Here is a 20948-nt window from a genome sequence, read left to right as displayed (position 1 = left end):
TTATAAATCAGTCAGATTAAAAAATAATCCCTCTACTTTGTCAACAGGATTTTTACCTAAAATGTAAACAATTAACTCTTTGTTTGTAAGTGCGCTTATTCGGTTCCTTTCCTCTACCACCCATGGTACATTGTATTTTCAATAAAAAAATATTAACAATAATATTACCCGATAAGTGCTATGGAAAATTTATTTCGCCGTGAGGTGTTAGAGCATAAACAGCACCGCTTAGAGGGCACAATTAGCTTAATCCAACCGCCTGTATTTAAGACTCTGGGACTACTCATTTTAACGGTTGTGATTTTAAGCATCGTGTTTCTATCAAGTGGTAGCTATACCAGAAAGGAAAGAGTATCTGGTGTTATTGAGCCCAGTGGTGGACTGCTGCGTGTTGCTGCAATGCAACAAGGTGTGGTGTCTGAAGTATTGGTCAAAGAGGGTGAGCAAGTCGCAGCTGGGCAACCTTTGCTGCGAATTGCATCTGCAAAACATAGCACTGAAGCCACAGAGTTGAATCAAGCATTACTGAATCAATATCGCTTTCAACAAAAGAACTTACTACAGCAGATAGAGCAACTACGTGGACAGTACCAGCTTGATATTGAAGAGCTACAACAACAAGAAACGACCGTAAAAGAAAAGTTAAAAGAACTTGAGAGCCAAGCAAGCACGTTCCAAGAGCGACTACTACTTAATCAAGATTTAGTATCGCAAATTGCGACCTTAAAAGGCACTGGTTATATTTCTGAACTAGAATTACAGCGTCAAAAAGACACCTTGCTTTCATTAAAGCAACAAGCTTCTTCAATCCGTTCAGAGCGCATAGCGCTTGAGTCACAGCTTAAAAACATCAAAAATCAATTGGCGAAATTGCCGATTGAACATCAAAACCGAACTTCTCAGCTGCAATCGCAGCAAGCTGACCTGCTTATCCAAATCTCATCCATCGAGCAGGAGCGACTTGGTGAAGTCCGCGCGGCCCAATCCGGTGTTGTCACTGGCTTGCTTGCTAAGCTTGGCAAAAATGTCTCCATAGGTCAGCATTTACTGACCCTTATCCCTGAAGATAGTGATATGCAAGCAATTGTTTATATCCCAACTTCGGCTTTTGGTTTTATCAAAGAGGGGCAGGAAACAAAATTGCGCTACCACGCGTTTCCTTACGAAAAGTTTGGTATATACAAAGGAAAGATCGTAGAGCTTAGTAACAGCGTTATCTTGCCTGAGGAAACCAACATGCCAGGCATCATTCAAGAGCCTGCGTATCGTGTAGTGGTTACGTTGGATGAACAAGCAGTAAAAGCATATGGTAAAGATACAGTCTTGCGTGCAGGTATGACGCTTGATGCGGATATTGTGGTAGAAGAACGCTCTTTATTGCGTTGGTTGTTTGACCCAGTATTTAGCATCAAAGGCCAGTTATAAGAAGTAAAAGGGTTGATATGGAAATGGAACATGAAGGCGCAGCCAATAAGTTAGAGTTTTGGTCGCGGAAATCTTTACCAGTGATCATCCAATCAGAAGCGGCTGAGTGTGGTCTTGCGAGCCTTGCTATGGTTGCTGGATATCATGGTTATCGCACTGATTTAACTCGCTTAAGGCAGCGTTTCAGCATTTCAATCGAAGGTTGTACGCTGCTCGATATTATGCACTTTGCTGAAAAGCTCCATTTAACTTCAAGGCCTCTGCGAATTGAACTTGAAGATCTAGATGCGCTGCAAACTCCTGCTATATTACATTGGAACATGAATCATTTTGTGGTGCTTAAAAAAGCCAACGAAAAGCGCATCGTGATCCATGATCCAGCTGGTGGCGAAAAAACCTTTACGATGGAAGAAGCCTCCAAGCATTTTACTGGCGTGGCATTGGAGTTAACGCCAACCAAAGATTTTGAAAAGAAAGAGCAAAAAGCGAGCCTTAGATTCTCAGATTTTTGGAGCCGTATTACGGGCTTAAAACGCTCACTGCTGCTTATCTTTATGTTATCCATCTTGCTACAGGTATTTACGCTGGCAGCGCCCTATTATATTCAGCTGGTTATAGATGATGTCATACTCACTGGTGACACCTCTCTCTTGACGGTGCTGGCGATAGGGTTCTTTTTAGTACTGCTTTTTGAAATCGCTACCAATGCGCTACGTGGCTTTACCTTGCTGCACTTTGGTAATCAGATGAATATTCAACTGGGGGCGAACCTATTTCACCACTTAGTGCGCTTACCCATCGCCTATTTTGAGAAGCGCCATATGGGGGATGTTGTTTCTCGCTTCGGCTCTCTTCAGCAAGTAAAGCAGCTTCTTACAACGGGAGTCATTGAAGCGATTATTGATGGCTTAATGGCGATTATTACCTTAGCGATGATCTTCTTCTATAGCCCTATGTTATCAGCGGTTGTGTTGGTTGCTGTGATCACTTACGCGATTATCAGAATGCTCATGTATAAGCCATTTCGCAATATCAGTGAGCAAGAAATCATGGCGCGCGCGGAAGAAAATTCCAACTTTATGGAAACGGTACGCGGGATCCAAACAATTAAATTATTTGGCTCAGAGGTCAAGCGAGAAGGACAGTGGCAAAATCGCTATGCTAGCGCGATTAACCACAATATCCGCTTGGGTAATTTTAAAATTGGCTATGACGCGATTAACCGTGCGCTATTTGGTATCGAAAATATCATTGTGGTTTATTTGGCTGCACATTTAGTGATTGCAGGTGGGTTTAGTACCGGTATGCTGTTTGCCTTTATGTCTTACAAGCGTCAGTTTATGGATAAGACCGCAAACCTTATAGAGAAACTGATAGAGTTTAAAATGCTAGGTCTCCACTTTGACCGTATCGCCGATATTGCTTTGACGGACAAAGAAGAGTTACAACCAGATCAATATCGAAAATTGAATATCGAAGGCAAAATTGAAGTAAAAAACTTGTCGTTTGCTTATTCAGACGCAACCCCCAATGTCATAGACAAGCTGAGCTTAACAATCAATGCGGGCGAGTCAGTAGCAATCACAGGGCCTTCTGGCTGCGGTAAGTCGACGTTACTTAAGTTAATGCTGGGGCTAAATAAACCATCCAGCGGTGAAATCTTGGTGGATGGCATATCTCTTAGCCAAATTGGCGCTAGACAATACCGCCAGCAGATTGCTGCGGTAATGCAGGATGATGAGCTTCTATCAGGTACTGTGGCTGATAATATCGCTTTTTTCGACTCCCCGATTAATATGGAAAAGGTGGTGCACTGTGCCCAGCTTGCTGCCATTCATGATGATATCAGCGATATGCCAATGGGGTATGACAGCTTGATTGGTGATATGGGGTCAAGCTTATCTGGTGGTCAGAAGCAACGGATCATCCTGGCGCGTGCTCTGTATAAAGATCCGAAAATACTGTTTATGGATGAAGCGACTAGTCATCTTGATACTGGGTTGGAAGAGGATATCAATGATGCGGTGTCTCGGTTGAAGATAACGCGTATTATCATCGCGCATCGAAAAGAAACCATTGCCTCAGCTGACAGAGAAATTAAGCTCAAAAAGCCAGTGCACCATGAAGGGGAAGAGCAAACCTCGACATCGGGGTCTGAATAAATAAAGCGAGCATACAGCTCGCTTTATTTTAAGGCTTACTGCTGTAGCACATTATGGGATCTGACAAGTGTGCTCACGGCAAGAGTGGTTACGACCTGTCCAACAATCGCCATAGCGATCTGTGAATAGAGAGCCCGCTGGAGAATTAGCTTGAACATCACCGCCAGCAATTTGAGGTGTCATATTCGCTGGAATAGATTTGCTGTCATTTGAGAGCGCTTTTATGCACTTTTTGTTTAGTGTCAATTTCATTCGTTTTTCCTTACTTATGTTGGTTAATGGCAGTCCTTTATTTCAATCCTTTTACTACACGCATTGAACGCGTGTGTACAAAAATTAAGCTAGTGTTAGTTTGAATAAATGTCAACACTTTGTTTTTTTTAATGGCAATCTATATGTCAAAGTTTGAGTTTGACTAAACAAAAGGTTAACTTACCTATGGTGAGTACAAAAATTACAATTAAGAATTTAAACAAGGATAAGTATGCTAAAGGCGTTAGATTTAAAAAAGAAAGAACAAATTCTATCTATAGTAGAAAAGCTAGCCAAGCAGGTTGAGTCAAATCTTGAAGCTGTTAACAGTAATGGTTTGCTTAGCGGTTTAGCTGGGCACTTATTGTTTTTATTTCGAGCGGCAAACTTTAATGATGCTTGGGTCAATGAGGAAAAATTTCATCTGGCGCTAGATAAGCTCCAAAATGAATTGGCAGAGCAAACCCCTGAACTGAGTTCAGGGTTAGCTGGACAGGCGTGGGTGCTTGAGTATTTTAACCAATATGACGACGAAGAGTATGACCCTGAGCTGCTGGAGGAGATAGATAACTTCTTTGACACTGCACTCGACTTTTCTCCTTGGACTGGAGAAATTGAAATGGTGTTAGGCCTTGCCGGATATTCTCCCTATATCTCACGTCGTGCAAAAAAGACTCAACAAAGTACTTTATTTGATCGTCTTGTTACGGGGTATGAGTCAGTTGCGGTAGAGCTAAATGATAATCAGGTTGCTTGGCCTCAGCCGAAGCAGTCGGTGTATCGGTTCGATCAAGAAGATACGGAAAGCCACGAATTTAATTTAGGGCTGGCACATGGTATTCCTGGCATTATCGCGGCACTTATTTCTGCGCTTCAGGACGAAAAAGTAAAGCTGCGGGCGCAAAAACTGGTCGTTGCGGGCTGTGACTGGCTACTTGAACAGCAGAGTCATGCAGTTGATAGGCTCGCTTGTTTTGGCTCATGTGCAGGAGACGAACATCGTTCTCGTTTAGGTTGGTGTTATGGTGATTTAACGATTGCGTTAACACTTGCAAGAGCTGGGCATGCGCTTGATAAGCCAAGATATGTTGAGCAGGCATTGGAAATCGCGTTGTTTAACGTCGATAGAGACGCAAAACAAGGCCATATTAACGATGCTGGACTTTGTCATGGATTTTTTGGGTTAGTCACTATTTATCAACTGCTCAACCAAATCATGCCTCATCCTAAGTTACAGCAAGCCGCCTTAACCTGGCTAGATTATGGCTTAAATCAGTACCAAGAACATGGACTAGAAGCCCTGTATTCATATAACGGTCTGGAAAAGGCATATCAGGAAGATTTTGGCTTTTTAATGGGTTTTTCAGGTATTGGTTTAGCGCTTATCGGTGTGCTGGATGATGACCTAGATTGGACCGATTGTCTGTTAATGAGTTAAGGAGTAACTATGCCAGCTAAAATAACAACAGACTCCTTTTTTGTTCTGCGAACACCAAAACTGCCGGTTGAAACCTTGTTCAATCAGCAAGATAGTAATGCGATGTTAAGTGCCTGGCTTGCCACACCTGGGGTGATGGAAGCTTTGTACGTCGCAAGTCCATCTCTATTAGAGCGATTGGAACAGTGGCGTGAAAAGCCAGACTCTAAGCAAGGTAAAAAAGTGGCATTGGCGCTATTGCGATACCTCATTCGAATGTCTTCACGACCTACACCTTTTGGTCTTTTTTCTGGTGTCCATACGGGTAAAATCGGCTCAGAAACTCGTCTTGTGAGTGATAGCGCAGAGCATGATTCCCGCAAAACTCGCTTAGACATGTTTCTGCTGTCTGCAATTCGCTCTCATTTAGCAGAAACTGAAGCAAAATCAGATAACTTATCTTATTTACCTAATCCATCTCATTACTTTATAGCAGATCAGTGCCGATATATTGAAACTTACCTCTCTGATGAAGCGATGCAATATCGCCTGAGTGCAGTTGACAGTGATGAATACTTCATCACTATGCTGGAACTGGCGAAGCAAAAGCTCAGCTTTTCTCAGCTCATTGAGCAGTTTTGTCAGCGCTATAACGAAGCTGAATATGATGAAGTTAGTGCATACCTTGAAGAACTCATCAGTGAAGGGGTATTAATTCCCGATATTCCGCTACCTCTTACCGGTGAAAGCCCCGACATTGCGTTGATAAAAGCGTTGAAAAACGTTGCGCCTATAGAAGTTTACGCCAAGTTGGAGCAGGCGACCCATGACCTTGCAGTGATGGATGAAGCGGGACAAGCGAAGCCTGAGCAATATCAAGCCATTTTTAAATACCTTTCTGAGCTACCGGTTAAAGTTCAAGAAAACAAACTTTTCCAATCAGATACTTACCGCGCCTTTTTACATTGTGAATTGTCACAGCAAGAAGTTGCAAGAGTGAATAAACAACTGCAATTGATTGCGAGCTTAAATCGCGGCGCTAAGCATAACCCACTTGAAAACTTTATTAATAAGTTCAACACGCGGTTTGAAGGTCAATTTGTACCTTTGGATATGGTGTTGGATGATGAGTCGGGTATTAGTGTTTCCACTGAAACCGGTTATGACGCCCCGCTAGTAGGTGGTTTACAGTTGGGGCGAGCGAGTAGTGGACAAGCTAGCGCCCCTGACTATACCGAGCTAGATCTGATTATTGAGCAGGCTGTGACATTGCCAAGTAATTTAGGCAAAAGCTGTGTGGTCTTGAGCAGTAGCGAATTGAAGCAAAGAGTTAAGGATAAAGTAGAACTTAACTTGCCACGTTCAATGGCTGTGATGTTGAGTTTATTTGAGGACGAAAAGTCGAATCCTGTGTTCAAGTTCAGTGGCTGTTATGGACCGTCGGCAGCTAATCTTTTGGGTCGTTTTTGCCACCTTGATGAAACATTAAAAGAATCGGTTATTCATCATTTAGAGCAAGAACATAGTCACAGTGAAGAGGTAATCTTCGCAGAAATTGTACATATGCCCGAGGGAAGGCCTGGTAACGTGATTGCGAGGCCACATTTACGGCAGTACGAAATCGTTTTTATGGCAGACAGTTCACTAGACCTTGAATACCAGATCCCGCTAAGTGATCTGTATGTTTGGGTCGAAAGCCAGCAGGTTAAACTCTGGAGTAAGCGACTCAATAAACGCATTATTCCGCGTTTGTCGAGTGCACATAACTTTTCTGCTCGAAGCTTGAGCGCTTACAAATTCCTTTGTATGTTGCAGCATCAAGAAAGTGAAACGCCCAAATTTTCACTGCCTTCAAGCCTAATAAACACTACTTATGTGCCGCGCATCATGTTAGATAACCTGATTTTACATGAGAAAACATGGCGTATTGAACGCAAAGAGCTAGAAGCGTTATTAGTTAATCAACACATCGACGCAAATAAGCTGCAACAGCTCAAAGAGAAGTATTTGTTAGATGATTGGGTTAGTTTTGCCGCAGGAGATAATGTTTTAACTTTGAACTTAAGCCAAAGTGCGATGGTAGAAGTGTTGCTAATGGAAACCAAAGGCCGTAATACGGTTGAGCTCAGCGAAGTATTGGCATCTCAACTGACGCCGCGTGTAACGGATGCGCAAGGTCGTCATTACGCTAATGAAATCATTGTTCCTTTACTTAATGAGAATGCGGCTCCTCATACGCACTTTGCAGAAAAGCCACTAGAAAATATTACCGCCACACCAATCTCTCGGCGCTTCAGTGCGGGTTCCGAGTGGCTTAGCTTAAAAATATATTCAGGTAATACCATTGTTGAGCAGCTACTTTATGAGCAGTTATTGCCGCTTATTGAGGAAAATAGTGCATTGTTCGATAAGTGGTTCTTTATTCGCTATGGTGATCCGGATTGGCATCTACGCTTACGCTTCCAAGGCAAGCCAGCAGTGCTTTGTGGAGAGTTATTGCCAAAACTCAATCAGCTATTGTCACCTATGATAGAGAGCTCTCAGCTGCATAAAGTTGAATTAATGACTTATGAGCGAGAAGTCGAGCGCTACGGCGGTCCGCAATCGATGACTTTGATCGAAAGCTTGTTTATGTTTGACAGTGAGCTTATTGCGAAAAGTTGTCAGCTAGTTGAAGAGTTCGGAGAAGATGTCCGTTGGCGTATCGCATTGGCTTGTACTAACCGTTTGCTGACGCTATTTGATTATGATGCGGAACAAAAGCTATCACTGATCTCTTCATTGCGCGCAGGGTTTGGTAAAGAATTCAATGAGAGTAGCGCGCTGAGAAAGCAGCTCGGTAATCGTTATCGCGATCACCAAACTCAGCTCGATGATGACTTTACCAAGCTTAATATTGCGAGCTTAGCGCAATGTGATGAGACGCAACAAGCGATGTTGGCGCTGTTAGAGGCGTGGCAGAAGCAGGCAGAGCCAGTGGTGAAGGAAATTTTGACATTAGAAAAGTCAGGTTCACTTAATTTGAGTATACAATCATTACTCGGCTCTCTTTTGCATATGCATAACAACCGTATGTTTAAAGCTTATGGTCGAGAACAGGAATTTGTTATTCATGATATGTTGAGACGAAAGTACTTCTCTGAGTCTAAAGTTTCTTAGAGAATGAAAAAGGTTGGCTTGGTTGCCAACCTTTTTCATTTATGAGTTATGCTGACACTTTATTTTGCATTTTCTCACCAACAAGTTTTGGTAATACTCGCTCAATGAACTGTTGAAGTGGCTTAACGTGCGCTTCTACGTCAGTCCAGTCCGCTTCTAGGTCCTCAATAATATGATGAGTCTCTATTACTTCACCCTGATAGCAAAGTTCAATGATGGGGTGTAAGAATTTACTTAACTCCGCATCAGTCGCGTTGTCTTTATGCACTCGAACCTGATTGAACGGGTCACCTTCAATTGGTGCACCAAAGTCTAATGCTATCTGCAAATGATAGTGATCACCTAGATGAGCATGGAGGTACGGACTCGGCAAGTGTTTATAATATTGTGCCATACCGCTCTTTGATACCGTAACTGCATCCACCATGAAGCCATGCTGTTGCCATAGCGCGCTTGTCTCATTGATACGGTTCAGGATTGCACTGCCGATTGCTTCTGGCGTACCTAAGTGTTGGTCGCATGCAAGCGTAGTATCATGATGCTTTTGTTTTAGCATCTCGACTAAGGCGCGGCTATTGTATCTAAAGCCGTGAATAAAGCCTGAGGTCGACTTACGATATTTGGTGGATTGTGTCAGCGTGCCGGCAAAATACAGGCCTTTTACATTGATGGATTCAAAGCTGCAATCTAGAGATGGGAAGCGGCCTTCAATCATGAGATCAGGTTTTGCACTATCGGCAAAAATACTACTGTCCATGGCAAATCCAGTACAACAAATGATCTCATCATACTCTATGGTTTCTTGCTCACCATTAGCATGAGCATAACTAAAGTGCACGATAAAACGGTTGTCTTGTTTCTCAATACGCTTAATGTCGGCGTCTAAGATAGCGTTTTGCGACTTCAGTTGATATGTATCTAGAATATTGTTGTTTACTGCACGTAGGTCGCCAACATAGTGGGTCTTCCATGCCATATCTAAAGGATTTGGACTACAAACGTGGATTAGGCTGGTGGCAGGGATAAGGTGATCAGCCGTTTCGAAAGCTGAGTTTCCTTTACCGATAACAAGTACGCGTTTGTTTTCATATGGTGCCAAATCAATATTTAAGTCTGAGTATTGTGTAACTAGCTCTATTCCTTCGATCTTCGGAATATAAGGCTTAGGGACACCAGTGCTGACGATGACGCGGGCTGCTGTATATTGTTCATTATGAGTTGTGGTCACAACGAAGTGATCGGCAATCTTTTCGACGGACTTAACACGCTGGTTATAAGCAATATTTAGCTGATTTTGGTCAACATAATGGTTGAGGTATTTGACTAAGTTATCAGCACTTGGGAAAAAGTCGCGGTCAAAACTGGAAAAGTTAAGGCTGTAGTCATCAGTTAAAATGGAGTTCCAATCGTGTCTTAAGTTGAATTCAGGGTTTGTTGAACTGGTAAATACTTTATTAATTGAAATCAGTTTCCGGTGAATTGGGAATGTTTCAAAAAAACACCCTGCGCGCTGACCTGACTCCAACATGAGGTAGGACAAGCCACTTTGTTTTAGGTGGTAAGCGGTTTGGACCCCAGCTGGGCCTGCGCCAATAATAAGATAATCAAGCATGTTCGTTGTTCCTTGTTGGTGTTGGTTCTGCAACAACTACTCTAGACAGGGTAACGTTCCCCGCTTTCCCTATTGCAGTTATGATATTAATTTGTTGTATAATTGTTGTTTTAAATTGTGTATTAATTGTGTATTTGCAATGTTTTTTTACCAACTGGGCGGTAACACGAATTCCAGTATGTATTTTTAGGGAGGGAGTCGTAGATAGTGCAACTAAGGCAAGCAATGACTAAAAGCTAATAGTCGGTAATAGGTATTAGCTATGTACTATCTAGAGATATTCTTCAGTTTAGTGACTTAAGAATGCTCTCTTTGACTAAGCTGACTTACCTGCGGACGAGAGCAAATACCAAATAATAAGAGAACTTTGATAAGTACATTGATATACCTTGAATTTGTTTAGTAGCAATATGTAAGTAGGGCTTGAAGTAGCATCCGGACTTACAGGAGCTAAGTAAAGCTAAAAGGTTATTTAGAGCGTATAATTAGAGGAATTACAAATCTGTTACCTAATGACCTGATGGTCTTTAGGTAACAGGTTTCGTTCTTTACCTTGTGTTTCTACTAGCTTGAAAAGCACTACTATCCCGCCAATAAAACTAAAAATTAGCATATTTTGCGAAAACTTTTTTATAAATATTATCGTCAATAGCCATCTAAGAAATCATATTAAACATTATCTTCATCCATAATAAAGCTATAAATATCATTTTCTTATTTGTTTCTAAGGATTGATAATTACTGCTTTTTACACTTTGTTTGTACTCTGGAGTGGGACGGTTGAGCTGAAAGGTTGACTGAGACTATAACTACGAAGAAAAAACATAAAAGGTGTAGACATCATGCTTAAATTGAAATTTATAAAAAGAAATCTAAAAGAATTAAATGATAAAGGTCACTTTAATAAGTCTTTAACCAAAAAAGTTGTAGGCGGTAATACGGATGGTATTGTGACTACCACACATAGTGTCGCCGATCCAGAACCTAAACTTTAGAATTGTTAGTAATGAATGTAGGAAAGGCATTATTAGGGTGCTTCACTACATATTCTTTAATGATCTCTGCTTCTACTTCACCATCTTTTACTATTGAAGTAGAGCCTCCAAGAGTTGAACTCGTGTATGCATATGAAAATGCGATTGCTTTTGAGTTTCTAGCTTCGGAAAATGTAGAAGTTTTTGAAGGAGATATTTTAATTAAGTATCTCAATGAAAAAAATGAAGAAAAAAAAATATTAGCCACATCATCCAGCTTAGTTAATTGGATAAGAAAGCATAGCTTTGATCAACAAGGGTTCAGCTCTGGTGATTTACTTATGAAATTGAAGAGTAGGACGATTTATGGTGTTATCAGGATGCCTGGTGATACTGATGAAGGTTTCAAGGTTGGACAATTAGTAACACTATGTAATAGAGGGGTATCTGCGAAAATTATTATCCAGAGCAAAGAAAAAGGAAGCTATACGTTTGTAGCTAATGATGTGTCATTTGAGTGGCAATCAAAAATCGACATCAATATTATAGATAATAACCATGGTTGTATGTAGTTTTTTTGTTGCATAAGTTGGTATTATGTTTTATTTTTGTAGTTGTTTTTTTTAAGTTTTATTTGTTTTCGCTATGTAATTGTTGAGTTATTGTACTTATTGAGTAGAATGATTAAGTGGGTATTTATAGCTAAAAGTAAATAATGAACGAAGTTAGTTTTTCAAGGAAAGTTAGAGAAGTTCGATTTGGTGAATGGGTTTTGGATCCCAAGTCACAAAGAATATTTGATGGCGAAGTCTCCAGAGAATTGGAGCCTCTTATCTTTAAACTACTTTGTTATTTTATTGTTAATCATGAGTCGGTCGTAACAAGGCAAGACCTTGTTGAGAGTGTTTGGTGTCAGCGCTATGTAGATGATAATGCTATTAATCGCGCTATGTCTGAACTAAGAAAGATCTTACGTTCAAACAAGCAGCAAGGTATTGTGGTTAAAACGCACTACAGTAAAGGTTATAGCTTTTTCCTTGAGCCTGAAATCGTTTATTTCGAAAACACATCCGAGTCTTATCCTCACGATAGTACACCAAAAATCTTTCCCCCTCGTACGGCGTTTATTTTCTATTTTGTACTTGCCATGCTAATCACAAGTCTGATATTCGTTTTTATATCGTTTAAAACACGTGATGTAGATGTGAGAGAAGTTAGTGTTGATGAGAAAACAATTTCTTGGCTTGAAGGTAGTTACAACTCGATCATCATACACCCATCTGAACGATTTATTGCTTTTGAATTTACTCCTGAAGGGGAAGGGTTTTCTAGTGTTATCGTTAGAGACTTAGTGACAAACCAAGAAAATAAGCTTTCACATCAAGGTATTAATCTTTCTCCTTCAGGTTGGTCTTTAAAGTCTAGCGAGCTTTTCGTTAAAAAGATTAGAAACAGCCAATGTGAAATTTGGAAAGTTGATTTAGAGGATAAGGAAAAGTCTCAAAAGTTTATTATGAATTGCGATGAACGGCAGCGTGTAATGGCCGGAATAAGCGATGAAACAATAATATATTCTAAGTTTGGCTATAGAAATAATAATAACTTATCTACAGTTATGATTAGAAATATAAAATCAGGTGATGAATACCAGATCACTTCTCCAAGTCTTAGCTCATTTGGAGATAACTTTCTTTACTTTGATGAACTGGGTAAAAAGGTATACTTTGAGCGAGTGCAGTTTGGTTTTACGGAATTAATGGTGACAGACATTGAAGGTACAGAGGTAACAAGCTTATATAAAACAGAAGGAAGAATATGGAGAGTGAGTTACGATAAAGAGAATGACTCAATATCGTGGTTTGATAATATCAATCAGGCTATAGTCTACTTTTCATTGAATAAGTTTTCTTTATCAAAAGTCGAAAAGTTAGATAAGAAAAGCGCTTACTCGCTCGCATACAATTTGAGTAATAACAAGATCATAGCTGTGAGTGTTCCATACTCTTTTGATATTTATGATTTCGATTTGCAAGAAAGGAAATTCAGTCCTCTCTACGTGAGTAGCGAAGATGAATTTAAGGCGATCTACAAAGGTGAATTCAACGCTTACCTTAAGAAACACAGTAATGGGTCTAAAGAATTAATACTTACAGGTTCTGGAGTTGACGGTGAGGAACCTTGGATGGTAGGAAATATTTTAGACTTTGATCTTGCTGAGAAATCAAAAACGGCGCTCTTCCTATATAAGGATTCATTTAAGGTCTATGACCTAATAACTCGAGAATTGCGAGCTGAGGTTACACTAAAAAACTACCCAATAAGTATTGGATTTAAATCTGAAAATGTTGTTTTTGGCTTAATAAAGAATGACAAATTGAGACAGAACCAAGCATTTCTCTATGACCTAAATGCTATGAAAATGATTCTTTTACCGTTAGACAAGGTGAGCTGGTTTGCCCCCTATAAAAATGGAAGTTATATATATGTCGATGTTGAAGGAAGTGTCTGGGTTAAAGAGAGTGATGGGAGTACTAAAAATGTAGCCAACATAACAAAAAGCTATTTTATAGATTCCTTTGCATTAAGAGAGGGTGAGCTATTTCACTCGGACGGAAAGAACATATTCAAATATAGATTTGAATTGGGTGATTTTAAACCTGAGCTCATAACATCCGAATTACCTAATAATATGTTTATTAATGATATATATATACTTCAGGGAAGTTCAAAGCTAGTTTTAGATACCGTCAGTGTATCTTCAAATTCACTAATTTATGCAGATACTAATCGATGAGTATGTAACTCCACCCAATTTAGTACAGCTATTTCGTAGAATTCTATACAGCCTCAAGATAGCCAATTGGTGTCATATTGACCACGATTCATTATGTTGTGTCGGTGCACTTAATGGTTCAGGTGTTCTTGTTGGAACACGGCGCTTCCCCTTACGTCTCAAGTTTAGTTTTAGCATGTTGTAAACGCGTTCAACACGCTTTTTATTCCACGGCTTACCTTTATTGCGAAGCCTTTTGAATAGCTTAGGCAGCCCCCACCTAGGATGGCGCTCTACCAGCGCAAGTAATGCATCGATAACTTCATCATCTAACGGCCGTTTATGTTTGTAATAAAAAACTGAGCGGCTTAGCCCTGCCACTTCACAAGCAAATGCGACGCTGACGTTAAATTGAGCTCTTAAATGCTCTACCCAAGCTCTGCGCCTACTTGTTTTTACAGCTTTTTTGCGATGATATCCTCAAGCATCGAGTGCTTTAGGCTAAGCGTTGCAAACATATCTTTTAGCTTACGATTTTCTTCTTCAAGCTCTTTGAGGCGTTTAATATCAGACGCTTCCATACCATCATGCTATGTATCATTACATTCTTTAAACAGCGAATCTCATTCGTGAGACATTAATTAGAGCTCATCATCACAGTGTGTTCTGGAAATATTAGGCTATATGCAAATAAACAAACACAAAAGAAGGCGCAATATTATTGAAATTGATTGGTAATTAAGCTGTGCATAAAGCCAGCAAGCTCAGACTGATTCGTTTATTATAATTTTGCGGTCAGTCAGGCTTGTCGGAATTATATGAGTGAGTACTTTTACCTAGTTTAAATTGACACACTCAGAGCGCTTTAAGCTAGGTCAGTTATAAAGTTTTGTGTATCAAATTCTTTATGCAAATCGGTATCAAGTAACCCTTGTATTGCACTGGAACTAATAAAAACACCATCTAAGCCGTTTGCTTGTCCCTTAGAGTAGCCATGACTATATGCCCACTTGATTAGCTGATACTCTCTGCTTGAAAGTGTATGATTAGATGTTTTTTCTATTGTATTTTGTTTCATGAGTAACCTACTTTGCTGTTGAGCTTTAACATGAAGTACGGCTCGATGTTGAAGTTGTGTACTTATATATTATCTTTAAGGTTACAGAGGAAAAGTTTTATTTGGTACTTATGAATTCTTATCTACCCTAGCAAATGTTTAAGTTTAAAATTTTGATTTTTAAGCTTTTATTTTTATTCTTTGGTGGGGCGTGGGAAATTGGTGTAGGGCGTTAGTGTCAATTTGTATCGTAGTAATTATTTTACTAAAAGATACTAAACCCTTTTAAGTTGCAATATAATGACACACTTTACTCTTATCCTTAGATAGCATCTGAGCTATTAAATTTTATAGGGAGCGTGCCTTACAGGCGTGCAACCTGTTTGTTGTACCTAAATATTAATACGGAGTCATCTGGAATTATGGCTGAAAACCTTGAACAGCTTCTACTTGCGACACTGAATAACAAAGAGTTTCTGCATAGTGAATCATTTGAGTATAAATCACTTTTTCTCAGCTCGGTTACTCCGGACATTTCCAACGCTAGGTTTATGCCATGTATTTTTATTGAAGATGAACATGCAAAACAGTTTATATCGAGAGCGATATCTAAGCGTAAACTATGTGATCTATACAACGGGGAGAACTATGTTCTTGTTGGTAAATCTTGCATCATAAATTGTCTTAAATATGGCTCAAGTGAATGGAAAAAGGCGAATACAACAATTGAGTCAATCGTTGAGCTTGGAGAAAATATAGCTGTTTCTGAAATGATCCAAGTGCCTACGGTATACCCTATCGATGATGGAAAGTATCAGATACTAACTGGGCACAGACGCTTTTTTGCACTGGTTTTCGCTTATGGGTTTGGCCATGTTGCTCAGTTTAAAGTCTATGCGCGCAAGCCTATACTCTCAAAAGTTAAACAGTTTCAAGAAAATGCTAGTAGAGAGGATCTTCCTCAATACGGTAAGCTTCAAGCATTTTTAGCTGCGATGATGGAAGTGGACTATTTGGATCAAGCTCGCCTTAAAATTGGTGAAAAGCGAATTACAGTTAGGGAAAAGGCAAAATATCTTGGTATTTCTTTTGGGGCTTTTGATAACTACAATGTTTTAACAAGGTACCCAGAGGTCATTCGAGCATACGAAAATGGATTAAGCTTTTCTTTTGTAAAAGTAAAAAAGATCGTTTTGAAAATTGAAAATGATTACAAGGTCCAACACGATAAAAAAGTATTGAATATTGGTGACCGAAAAGCGATTGGTGCAAAAATCTCAGATGCACTAGAGGGGAAAGCTGCCACTAGTATTAAAAAACAGAACTACATTATTAAGAATATCTCTTCGAGTTCATTGCTTAAAAAGCTTTTATTTACTGATATTTCTGAATTAGACCTTGGTGTTGATTGGGAAAATATAAACTGGGAAGATCGGGCTCAAGTGACTACTTTAATCGCTGAAGTAATTGAATTTTTAGATAATAATTAATGTTATAGGTAAAGCATACTTGGTGTAATGCTATCTCGCACTTTTTTGTTGCGTTATAAAGTCACATTTGATGTTTGAATGGATTCACGTAATTTTCCTTAGTTTTTTGTAGCTCAAGCAATTTAGCTATTACCGTCTATATTAGACACTGCCCCACAGAGGGGGATTGACTAGCTACGCAAATCTTAGTATTGAGTTTTATACTGAGTGAGACACAATCAACGGAAATAAAAATGATGAAAAAATTCGGGCTCGCCATATTGGTGGTATTCAGTACGCTATCTTGGGCTAATGAAAAATTAAATGAAGAACTCTCGGTGTTTACACCTTATCTTGGTACTTGGCAATCGGACTTTGATGTGCCTTCAGATAAACCAAAGATGCAGGATGTCAGTCACTGGGAGCGGGCTTTAAATGGCACAGCCATTCGTACCTTACATTCAATCAACGATGGCATGTACGGCGGAGAGTCATTAATTTTCTGGGATAAAAGTAAAAACAGTCTAGTGTTTTACTATTTTACGACGGCAGGGTTCTACACCCAAGGAACAATGGAAGTCCTGAACCAGAGCGAGTTTGTGGCATACGAAGAGGTTATCAATAACAAAGATGGTATTACAAAGGTGAAATCAACCAGTAAGTTTGAGAGTGGTCAATTTACGGTGTCGACGCAATACTTGAAAAACGGCGAGTGGACTGAACCTGAGTCGCGCATTTATACAAAAAGCGACAAAAAAGTTAAATTTAAGTAAGCCTTAAAGTGCCTCCTTAGAGGCACTGAACTGTGTTATTTACTCTCGATTAGTAAATATCAGGGCAAGTATGGCGACCACACGTATTGGCAACACAATGCGTTAGCCTGTCTTGGCTGAAACGAAGCGCGCCGCCTGCAACCTGTGGAGTCATTACTGCTGGAACAGTTTGCTTGTCAGCTGATAGAGCTTTGATTTTCTTCTTGTTTAACGATAATTTCATTTCAGTATTCCTTCTAAATTATAGGCTCTGATTGAGCTCATTATATTGTAGTTATGTCATCTGATTTATTCTTCAGTGAACAAAAAAGTAACACAACAACCAAGCTAAAACATATTTATTACTTTTTCAACATTTTGCTATTAATTACATTTTCTCAATGTTTCTTTTGCGGCTGATAATGGTGATAGAGATGCTAAGAACTAAGTAGGGCTTAGCATCACATGTTGATCTTATTCGTTATTTTTTCTCTAAACTCAAAGCTCGTCCTTTGCGATCAGAGTTAGGGTGCACCGCTCTAAGCGCCTGTACTTGATTAAGTGAGGCATTGAAGGGCACCCAGTTGCCGTTTTCAAGCTGTGCTTCGATAACAAAACCCGGAATGGCGGTAAAAGCGTCGAGCTTTGCTCCAGATAGCTGTTTTGCGGCGACGACGGGAATGCGAAATTCAATTCCGGCTTGTGCTAACTTAGGTAGTTCTTGATTGCCCAAAATAGCCACGAATCGTTGCCAATCAGCCTCACGTTGCGCCTGTAACTTAGCCGTAAAATATCCGCTAGACTGGCTGTATATACGACCGGCTTGGTAGGGTAATTCCCACTCGGCATGGTGCCATGCACGCTCTGCAAGGGCCAATAGCCGTGGATAAAGCATGTATTCGGCTTGTGCATCACTGCGCAGCATTTCACTCCATAAGTGCCCTTGGAGCCCGGCAAACTTAACCCCTTTGTTTAGTGATGAGTCGCTGTCGTTGGCTATGTAGGCGTGGTTATTGGTATTTTTCCAGATCTCTGCATGTGCAGGAAGGTTGTCTGGCATAAATTCAAACATCTTCTTGCTTTCGATAGCACGGCTTGCCCAGTGATTACCACGCTCTTCTGGGTGAGATTGATATGGAAAGTCAAAGTAGGTTACATCAGGGCTAGACAAGACAACCTGCCAGCCCTGATTGGCGAAGCGATGCGCGACCGCGTGCCCGTTTTCGCTTAATGTCGCCCAAGCATTGCTCTGTACGTTTGCTGGCATATTTGCAGCACGTACATCACCTAAACCGTCGCTCCACCCTGCAACCTGTATTCCTTTTTTATCAAGTAACTTTGCGATCCGTTCAATGAAGTAACCGTTAAAGTTGGTAAAATCTTTCACGCTTGCCTGCAATTTTTTACAAGCCGGCGACTCTAGCCAAGCACCTGCGGTTTCATCTGCACCTATATGGTAAGTGTTGAGTGGTACACCTGCACGGTCATGTAGCACTTTTACTTCGCTTAATACTTTGTCGATAAAAGTATAAGTGTTTGCAATACAGACATTTAGCGTGTTGTCGTTATAATGTTGAATAGAGCTGTAACGCGTCTTGTCAGCAGCTTCTACTAACCGGTACTGCTGTGCATCCTCTGGGTTGCCTTGTGCCATCAGCTTTTTATATCGCGCCTCCATGGCGATGATTGCAGCACGTGAGTGACCTGGCATATCTAATGAGGGTAACACCTCGATATGATGCGCTTTGGCATAGCGCAGGATCTCAATATAATCCTCTGCAGAGTAAAAGCCATTCACTTGCGCGTTTTTATCATTCCCAGCGCCTAATTGCGGCAATAGGCAGCGAGTTTCGGTCAAATCAAAGCAGCGATAAGCGCCGACAGAGGTGAGTTCATCAAGACCGTCGATGGCTAAGCGCCAGCCTTCATCATCCGCTAAATGAAGGTGCAGTTTATTTAGCTTATATGCCGCCATCTGTTCAATGGTTTGTAAAATAAAGGCTTTGGAGCGGAAGTTGCGGGCAACATCGACGTGTAAACCACGAAAGTCATACCTTGGTGTATCAATAATATCCACCATGGGAATACTCAAATCATTAATATCCAACAGTCCTGCAAGGCTTTGTAGCGCATAAAATGCAGCGGCGCTGCTATCAGCTTGGATTGAGATATTATTTTCGGCGACTGTCAGTTGATAATGTGGACTTGATTGCTTATTTGGCTTTACAGCGACATTAACTACAAGCCCGTCCTTGGCGCTTTTTACCCCAAGGGTATTGAGTCGCTGTTGTGCCATGGCGATAGCATCAGCTGAAATACCTGAAAGTTGCAGATTAATTCCGGCTGCTAGATTGAGTCGTTTATCGGACAGCACTGTCAGTTGTTTAGGTTTTGGTATCAGCCCAATTGCAGCATCAAGTGTTGGCTGCACTTGATGTTGATATAAGTATTCGCTGCCCATCCACGGGGTGTCATCTTTACTGCTGGTTTGCAGCTGGTTGAGCGTATCAAATGGCGTCAGATAAGGTTGTAGCTCAAGTCCTGTATCGTTATCGCGCTGGGTTTGCGTGCTTTTGATCACTTGTGGGGTGAGCTTAAGCTGTGCGTCCGTTACAACATAATTTGGCATAAATTCCGAGCGCGTAACCTGAGAATCCTTGGTATAAAAGCGCACGGTAGTGGGAGCACTTGAAAACCCACTAAACCCTGCCGCAGGCGTGATTTTGTGAATATCACCATTGATATGGGTGATGGTAAAGTTATCGCCCTCAACATGGTAAATCGGCATCAGTTGGCTAAAAAAGATAGCAAAGTCATTATTTGCCTTGGTATTTTCTGTGACTACGCTAAAACTCAGCTCTGAGTAATAGCACTTTTGTTGTGCCTTGGGGCAGGTGTTAGGCTTGCTATCAAGCAAGGTGTACTTTACATCAAGATTTTGGCCCAACCAGTTTACAGCGGTTTGGTCGAGCGCATAAAGGGGTGACGACACCCCAAAAAGTAGGGCCATAAGCCGATTAAACTTCATTGGCTAGTTCCTTGTTATCATGGTTAATTTTATTGTGTTGAAACAATCCGTATGCCCCTAAAAGTGGCGCGTGATTTAAGGTGCTTGGAATGACACGAACGGATTGATATAAAGCATTGCCAAGCAACTGCTGCATCTTGGCTTCAAGTGCAGCGTTAAAATAGTCATATGAATGCGTCACGGAGCCGCCAAGTACAATGACATCTGGATTCAGCACCATGACTACTTGCGCGAGTGCATGACCAACGTGACTGCCAAAAGTTTCAAATTGTTGTAGTGCAAATGGGTCGCCACTGCGTGCTTGCTCGGCCAACCACCTCCCTTCAATTCCTTGTCGCCCAAAGAACTGTCCTGACGCATAATCTTCAATAATTCCATCAAGATAGCTTAAGTTGCCTAGCTCTCCTGCAGCACTATGGTTACCCGTATATAAATTACCGTTAAACACAAAACCGGCACCAATGCCTGTGCCAAGGCATACGCCAATTAGGTTGTTGGCATGGTGGCCACCATATAAGTATTCACCAAATGCAAAGCAGTTTGCGTCATTATGGACAACAACGGGCAAAGAAAAGTGCTGTTCTAACAATCCCTTCAGAGGCACATTTTGCCAATGAGGAATATTTTGTGTTGTCAGCACGGTGCCGCTGCACACATCCAGTGTGCTTGGTACGCCAATCGCAATACCGGTTGTTTCGGTCGTTAGGTTTTCTTCGATTAAACGGATAACAAAGGCATTAACTTGGTCTAAGTTGGCCTGACTAGGCACCGCATACTGGCGTACCTGCTCGACCTGAGTGTGGGCAACCGAAGCCACAAGCGCTTTGGTGCCTCCCAAGTCAATACATAACAAAGAGTGATTCATCGT

Annotated in this window: 17 protein-coding genes; 9 read left to right on the top strand and 8 right to left on the bottom strand. The window is 40.8% G+C overall.

Annotation, left to right across the window (positions count from 1 at the left end):
• Window positions 1-180: 180 nt before the first annotated feature.
• Window positions 181-1425, top strand: coding sequence for an HlyD family secretion protein (locus EXT47_RS17840; RefSeq protein ID WP_039493180.1), 1245 nt, complete (start codon window positions 181-183; stop codon window positions 1423-1425).
• Between the two features lie 17 nt (window positions 1426-1442).
• A complete protein-coding gene (locus EXT47_RS17835) occupies window positions 1443-3587 on the top strand; it encodes a peptidase domain-containing ABC transporter (protein ID WP_039493182.1) in 2145 nt (714 codons plus the stop codon).
• Window positions 3588-3638: 51 nt separating this feature from the next.
• Here EXT47_RS17835 and EXT47_RS17830 read toward each other — a convergent pair whose 3' ends face one another.
• Window positions 3639-3839, bottom strand: coding sequence for a hypothetical protein (locus tag EXT47_RS17830; protein ID WP_039493184.1), 201 nt, complete (start codon window positions 3837-3839; stop codon window positions 3639-3641).
• 232 nt (window positions 3840-4071) lie between these two features.
• Between EXT47_RS17830 and EXT47_RS17825 the strand changes: the two genes are divergently transcribed.
• Window positions 4072-5277, top strand: a complete 1206-nt coding sequence (locus tag EXT47_RS17825; RefSeq protein ID WP_039493186.1) for a lanthionine synthetase C family protein — start codon at window positions 4072-4074, stop codon at window positions 5275-5277.
• A 9-nt stretch (window positions 5278-5286) separates the two neighbouring features.
• Window positions 5287-8415, top strand: coding sequence for a lantibiotic dehydratase (locus EXT47_RS17820; protein WP_039493188.1), 3129 nt, complete (start codon window positions 5287-5289; stop codon window positions 8413-8415).
• 46 nt (window positions 8416-8461) lie between these two features.
• On the opposite strand, the gene EXT47_RS17815 is transcribed toward EXT47_RS17820, so the two are convergent.
• Window positions 8462-10027 (bottom strand): NAD(P)-binding domain-containing protein, encoded by a 1566-nt coding sequence (locus EXT47_RS17815; RefSeq protein WP_130127214.1) that lies wholly within the window; start codon window positions 10025-10027, stop codon window positions 8462-8464.
• Window positions 10028-10869: 842 nt separating this feature from the next.
• Between EXT47_RS17815 and EXT47_RS23885 the strand changes: the two genes are divergently transcribed.
• The 3 genes from EXT47_RS23885 (at window position 10870) to EXT47_RS17805 (ending at window position 13795) form a co-directional block, all read left to right on the top strand.
• Window positions 10870-11022 carry a hypothetical protein gene (locus tag EXT47_RS23885; RefSeq protein ID WP_017218567.1) on the top strand — a complete coding sequence of 51 codons (153 nt, stop codon included), beginning with the start codon at window positions 10870-10872 and terminating at the stop codon, window positions 11020-11022.
• 11 nt (window positions 11023-11033) lie between these two features.
• Window positions 11034-11573 (top strand): hypothetical protein, encoded by a 540-nt coding sequence (locus EXT47_RS17810; RefSeq protein WP_130127213.1) that lies wholly within the window; start codon window positions 11034-11036, stop codon window positions 11571-11573.
• A 143-nt stretch (window positions 11574-11716) separates the two neighbouring features.
• Window positions 11717-13795, top strand: a complete 2079-nt coding sequence (locus tag EXT47_RS17805) for a winged helix-turn-helix domain-containing protein (RefSeq protein WP_039493193.1) — start codon at window positions 11717-11719, stop codon at window positions 13793-13795.
• Window positions 13796-13867: 72 nt separating this feature from the next.
• Here EXT47_RS17805 and EXT47_RS17800 read toward each other — a convergent pair whose 3' ends face one another.
• The 3 genes from EXT47_RS17800 to EXT47_RS17795 all read right to left on the bottom strand — a co-directional run bounded on the left by EXT47_RS17800 (window position 13868) and on the right by EXT47_RS17795 (window position 14852).
• Window positions 13868-14155, bottom strand: coding sequence for an IS3 family transposase (locus tag EXT47_RS17800; RefSeq protein WP_084204207.1), 288 nt, complete (start codon window positions 14153-14155; stop codon window positions 13868-13870).
• Between the two features lie 74 nt (window positions 14156-14229).
• Window positions 14230-14355 (bottom strand): hypothetical protein, encoded by a 126-nt coding sequence (locus tag EXT47_RS24205; RefSeq protein WP_099644108.1) that lies wholly within the window; start codon window positions 14353-14355, stop codon window positions 14230-14232.
• A gap of 284 nt (window positions 14356-14639) precedes the next feature.
• Window positions 14640-14852: a hypothetical protein gene (locus tag EXT47_RS17795; protein ID WP_045965510.1), complete on the bottom strand. Its 213-nt coding sequence runs from the start codon at window positions 14850-14852 to the stop codon at window positions 14640-14642.
• Window positions 14853-15253: 401 nt separating this feature from the next.
• On the opposite strand from EXT47_RS17795, the gene EXT47_RS17790 reads away from it, so the two are divergent.
• Together EXT47_RS17790 and EXT47_RS17785 are read left to right on the top strand one after the other, a co-directional pair.
• On the top strand, window positions 15254-16321 hold the full coding sequence (locus EXT47_RS17790; protein ID WP_039493195.1) for a ParB/RepB/Spo0J family partition protein: 1068 nt from the start codon (window positions 15254-15256) through the stop codon (window positions 16319-16321).
• A gap of 233 nt (window positions 16322-16554) precedes the next feature.
• Window positions 16555-17073 (top strand): hypothetical protein, encoded by a 519-nt coding sequence (locus tag EXT47_RS17785; protein ID WP_039493197.1) that lies wholly within the window; start codon window positions 16555-16557, stop codon window positions 17071-17073.
• A 49-nt stretch (window positions 17074-17122) separates the two neighbouring features.
• Here the strand turns inward: EXT47_RS17785 and EXT47_RS23880 are convergent, their stop codons facing one another.
• From EXT47_RS23880 to EXT47_RS17775, 3 genes are all read right to left on the bottom strand, one after another.
• Complete coding sequence (locus tag EXT47_RS23880; protein WP_017218574.1) at window positions 17123-17296, bottom strand: hypothetical protein; 174 nt, start codon at window positions 17294-17296, stop codon at window positions 17123-17125.
• Between the two features lie 237 nt (window positions 17297-17533).
• Window positions 17534-20080 (bottom strand): family 20 glycosylhydrolase, encoded by a 2547-nt coding sequence (locus EXT47_RS17780; RefSeq protein WP_130127212.1) that lies wholly within the window; start codon window positions 20078-20080, stop codon window positions 17534-17536.
• The gene (locus tag EXT47_RS17775; protein ID WP_130127211.1) at window positions 20070-20945 is read right to left on the bottom strand and encodes an ROK family protein; all 876 of its coding nucleotides are present in this window, start codon (window positions 20943-20945) and stop codon (window positions 20070-20072) included. Before EXT47_RS17775 ends, EXT47_RS17780 begins: the two co-directional genes overlap by 11 nt.
• Window positions 20946-20948 lie beyond the last annotated feature (3 nt).

Source organism: Pseudoalteromonas sp. CO342X (assembly GCF_004208915.1).
In the GTDB taxonomy this organism is placed as follows: domain Bacteria; phylum Pseudomonadota; class Gammaproteobacteria; order Enterobacterales; family Alteromonadaceae; genus Pseudoalteromonas; species Pseudoalteromonas maricaloris.
This window is presented reverse-complemented; position numbering and strand designations above follow the sequence as displayed.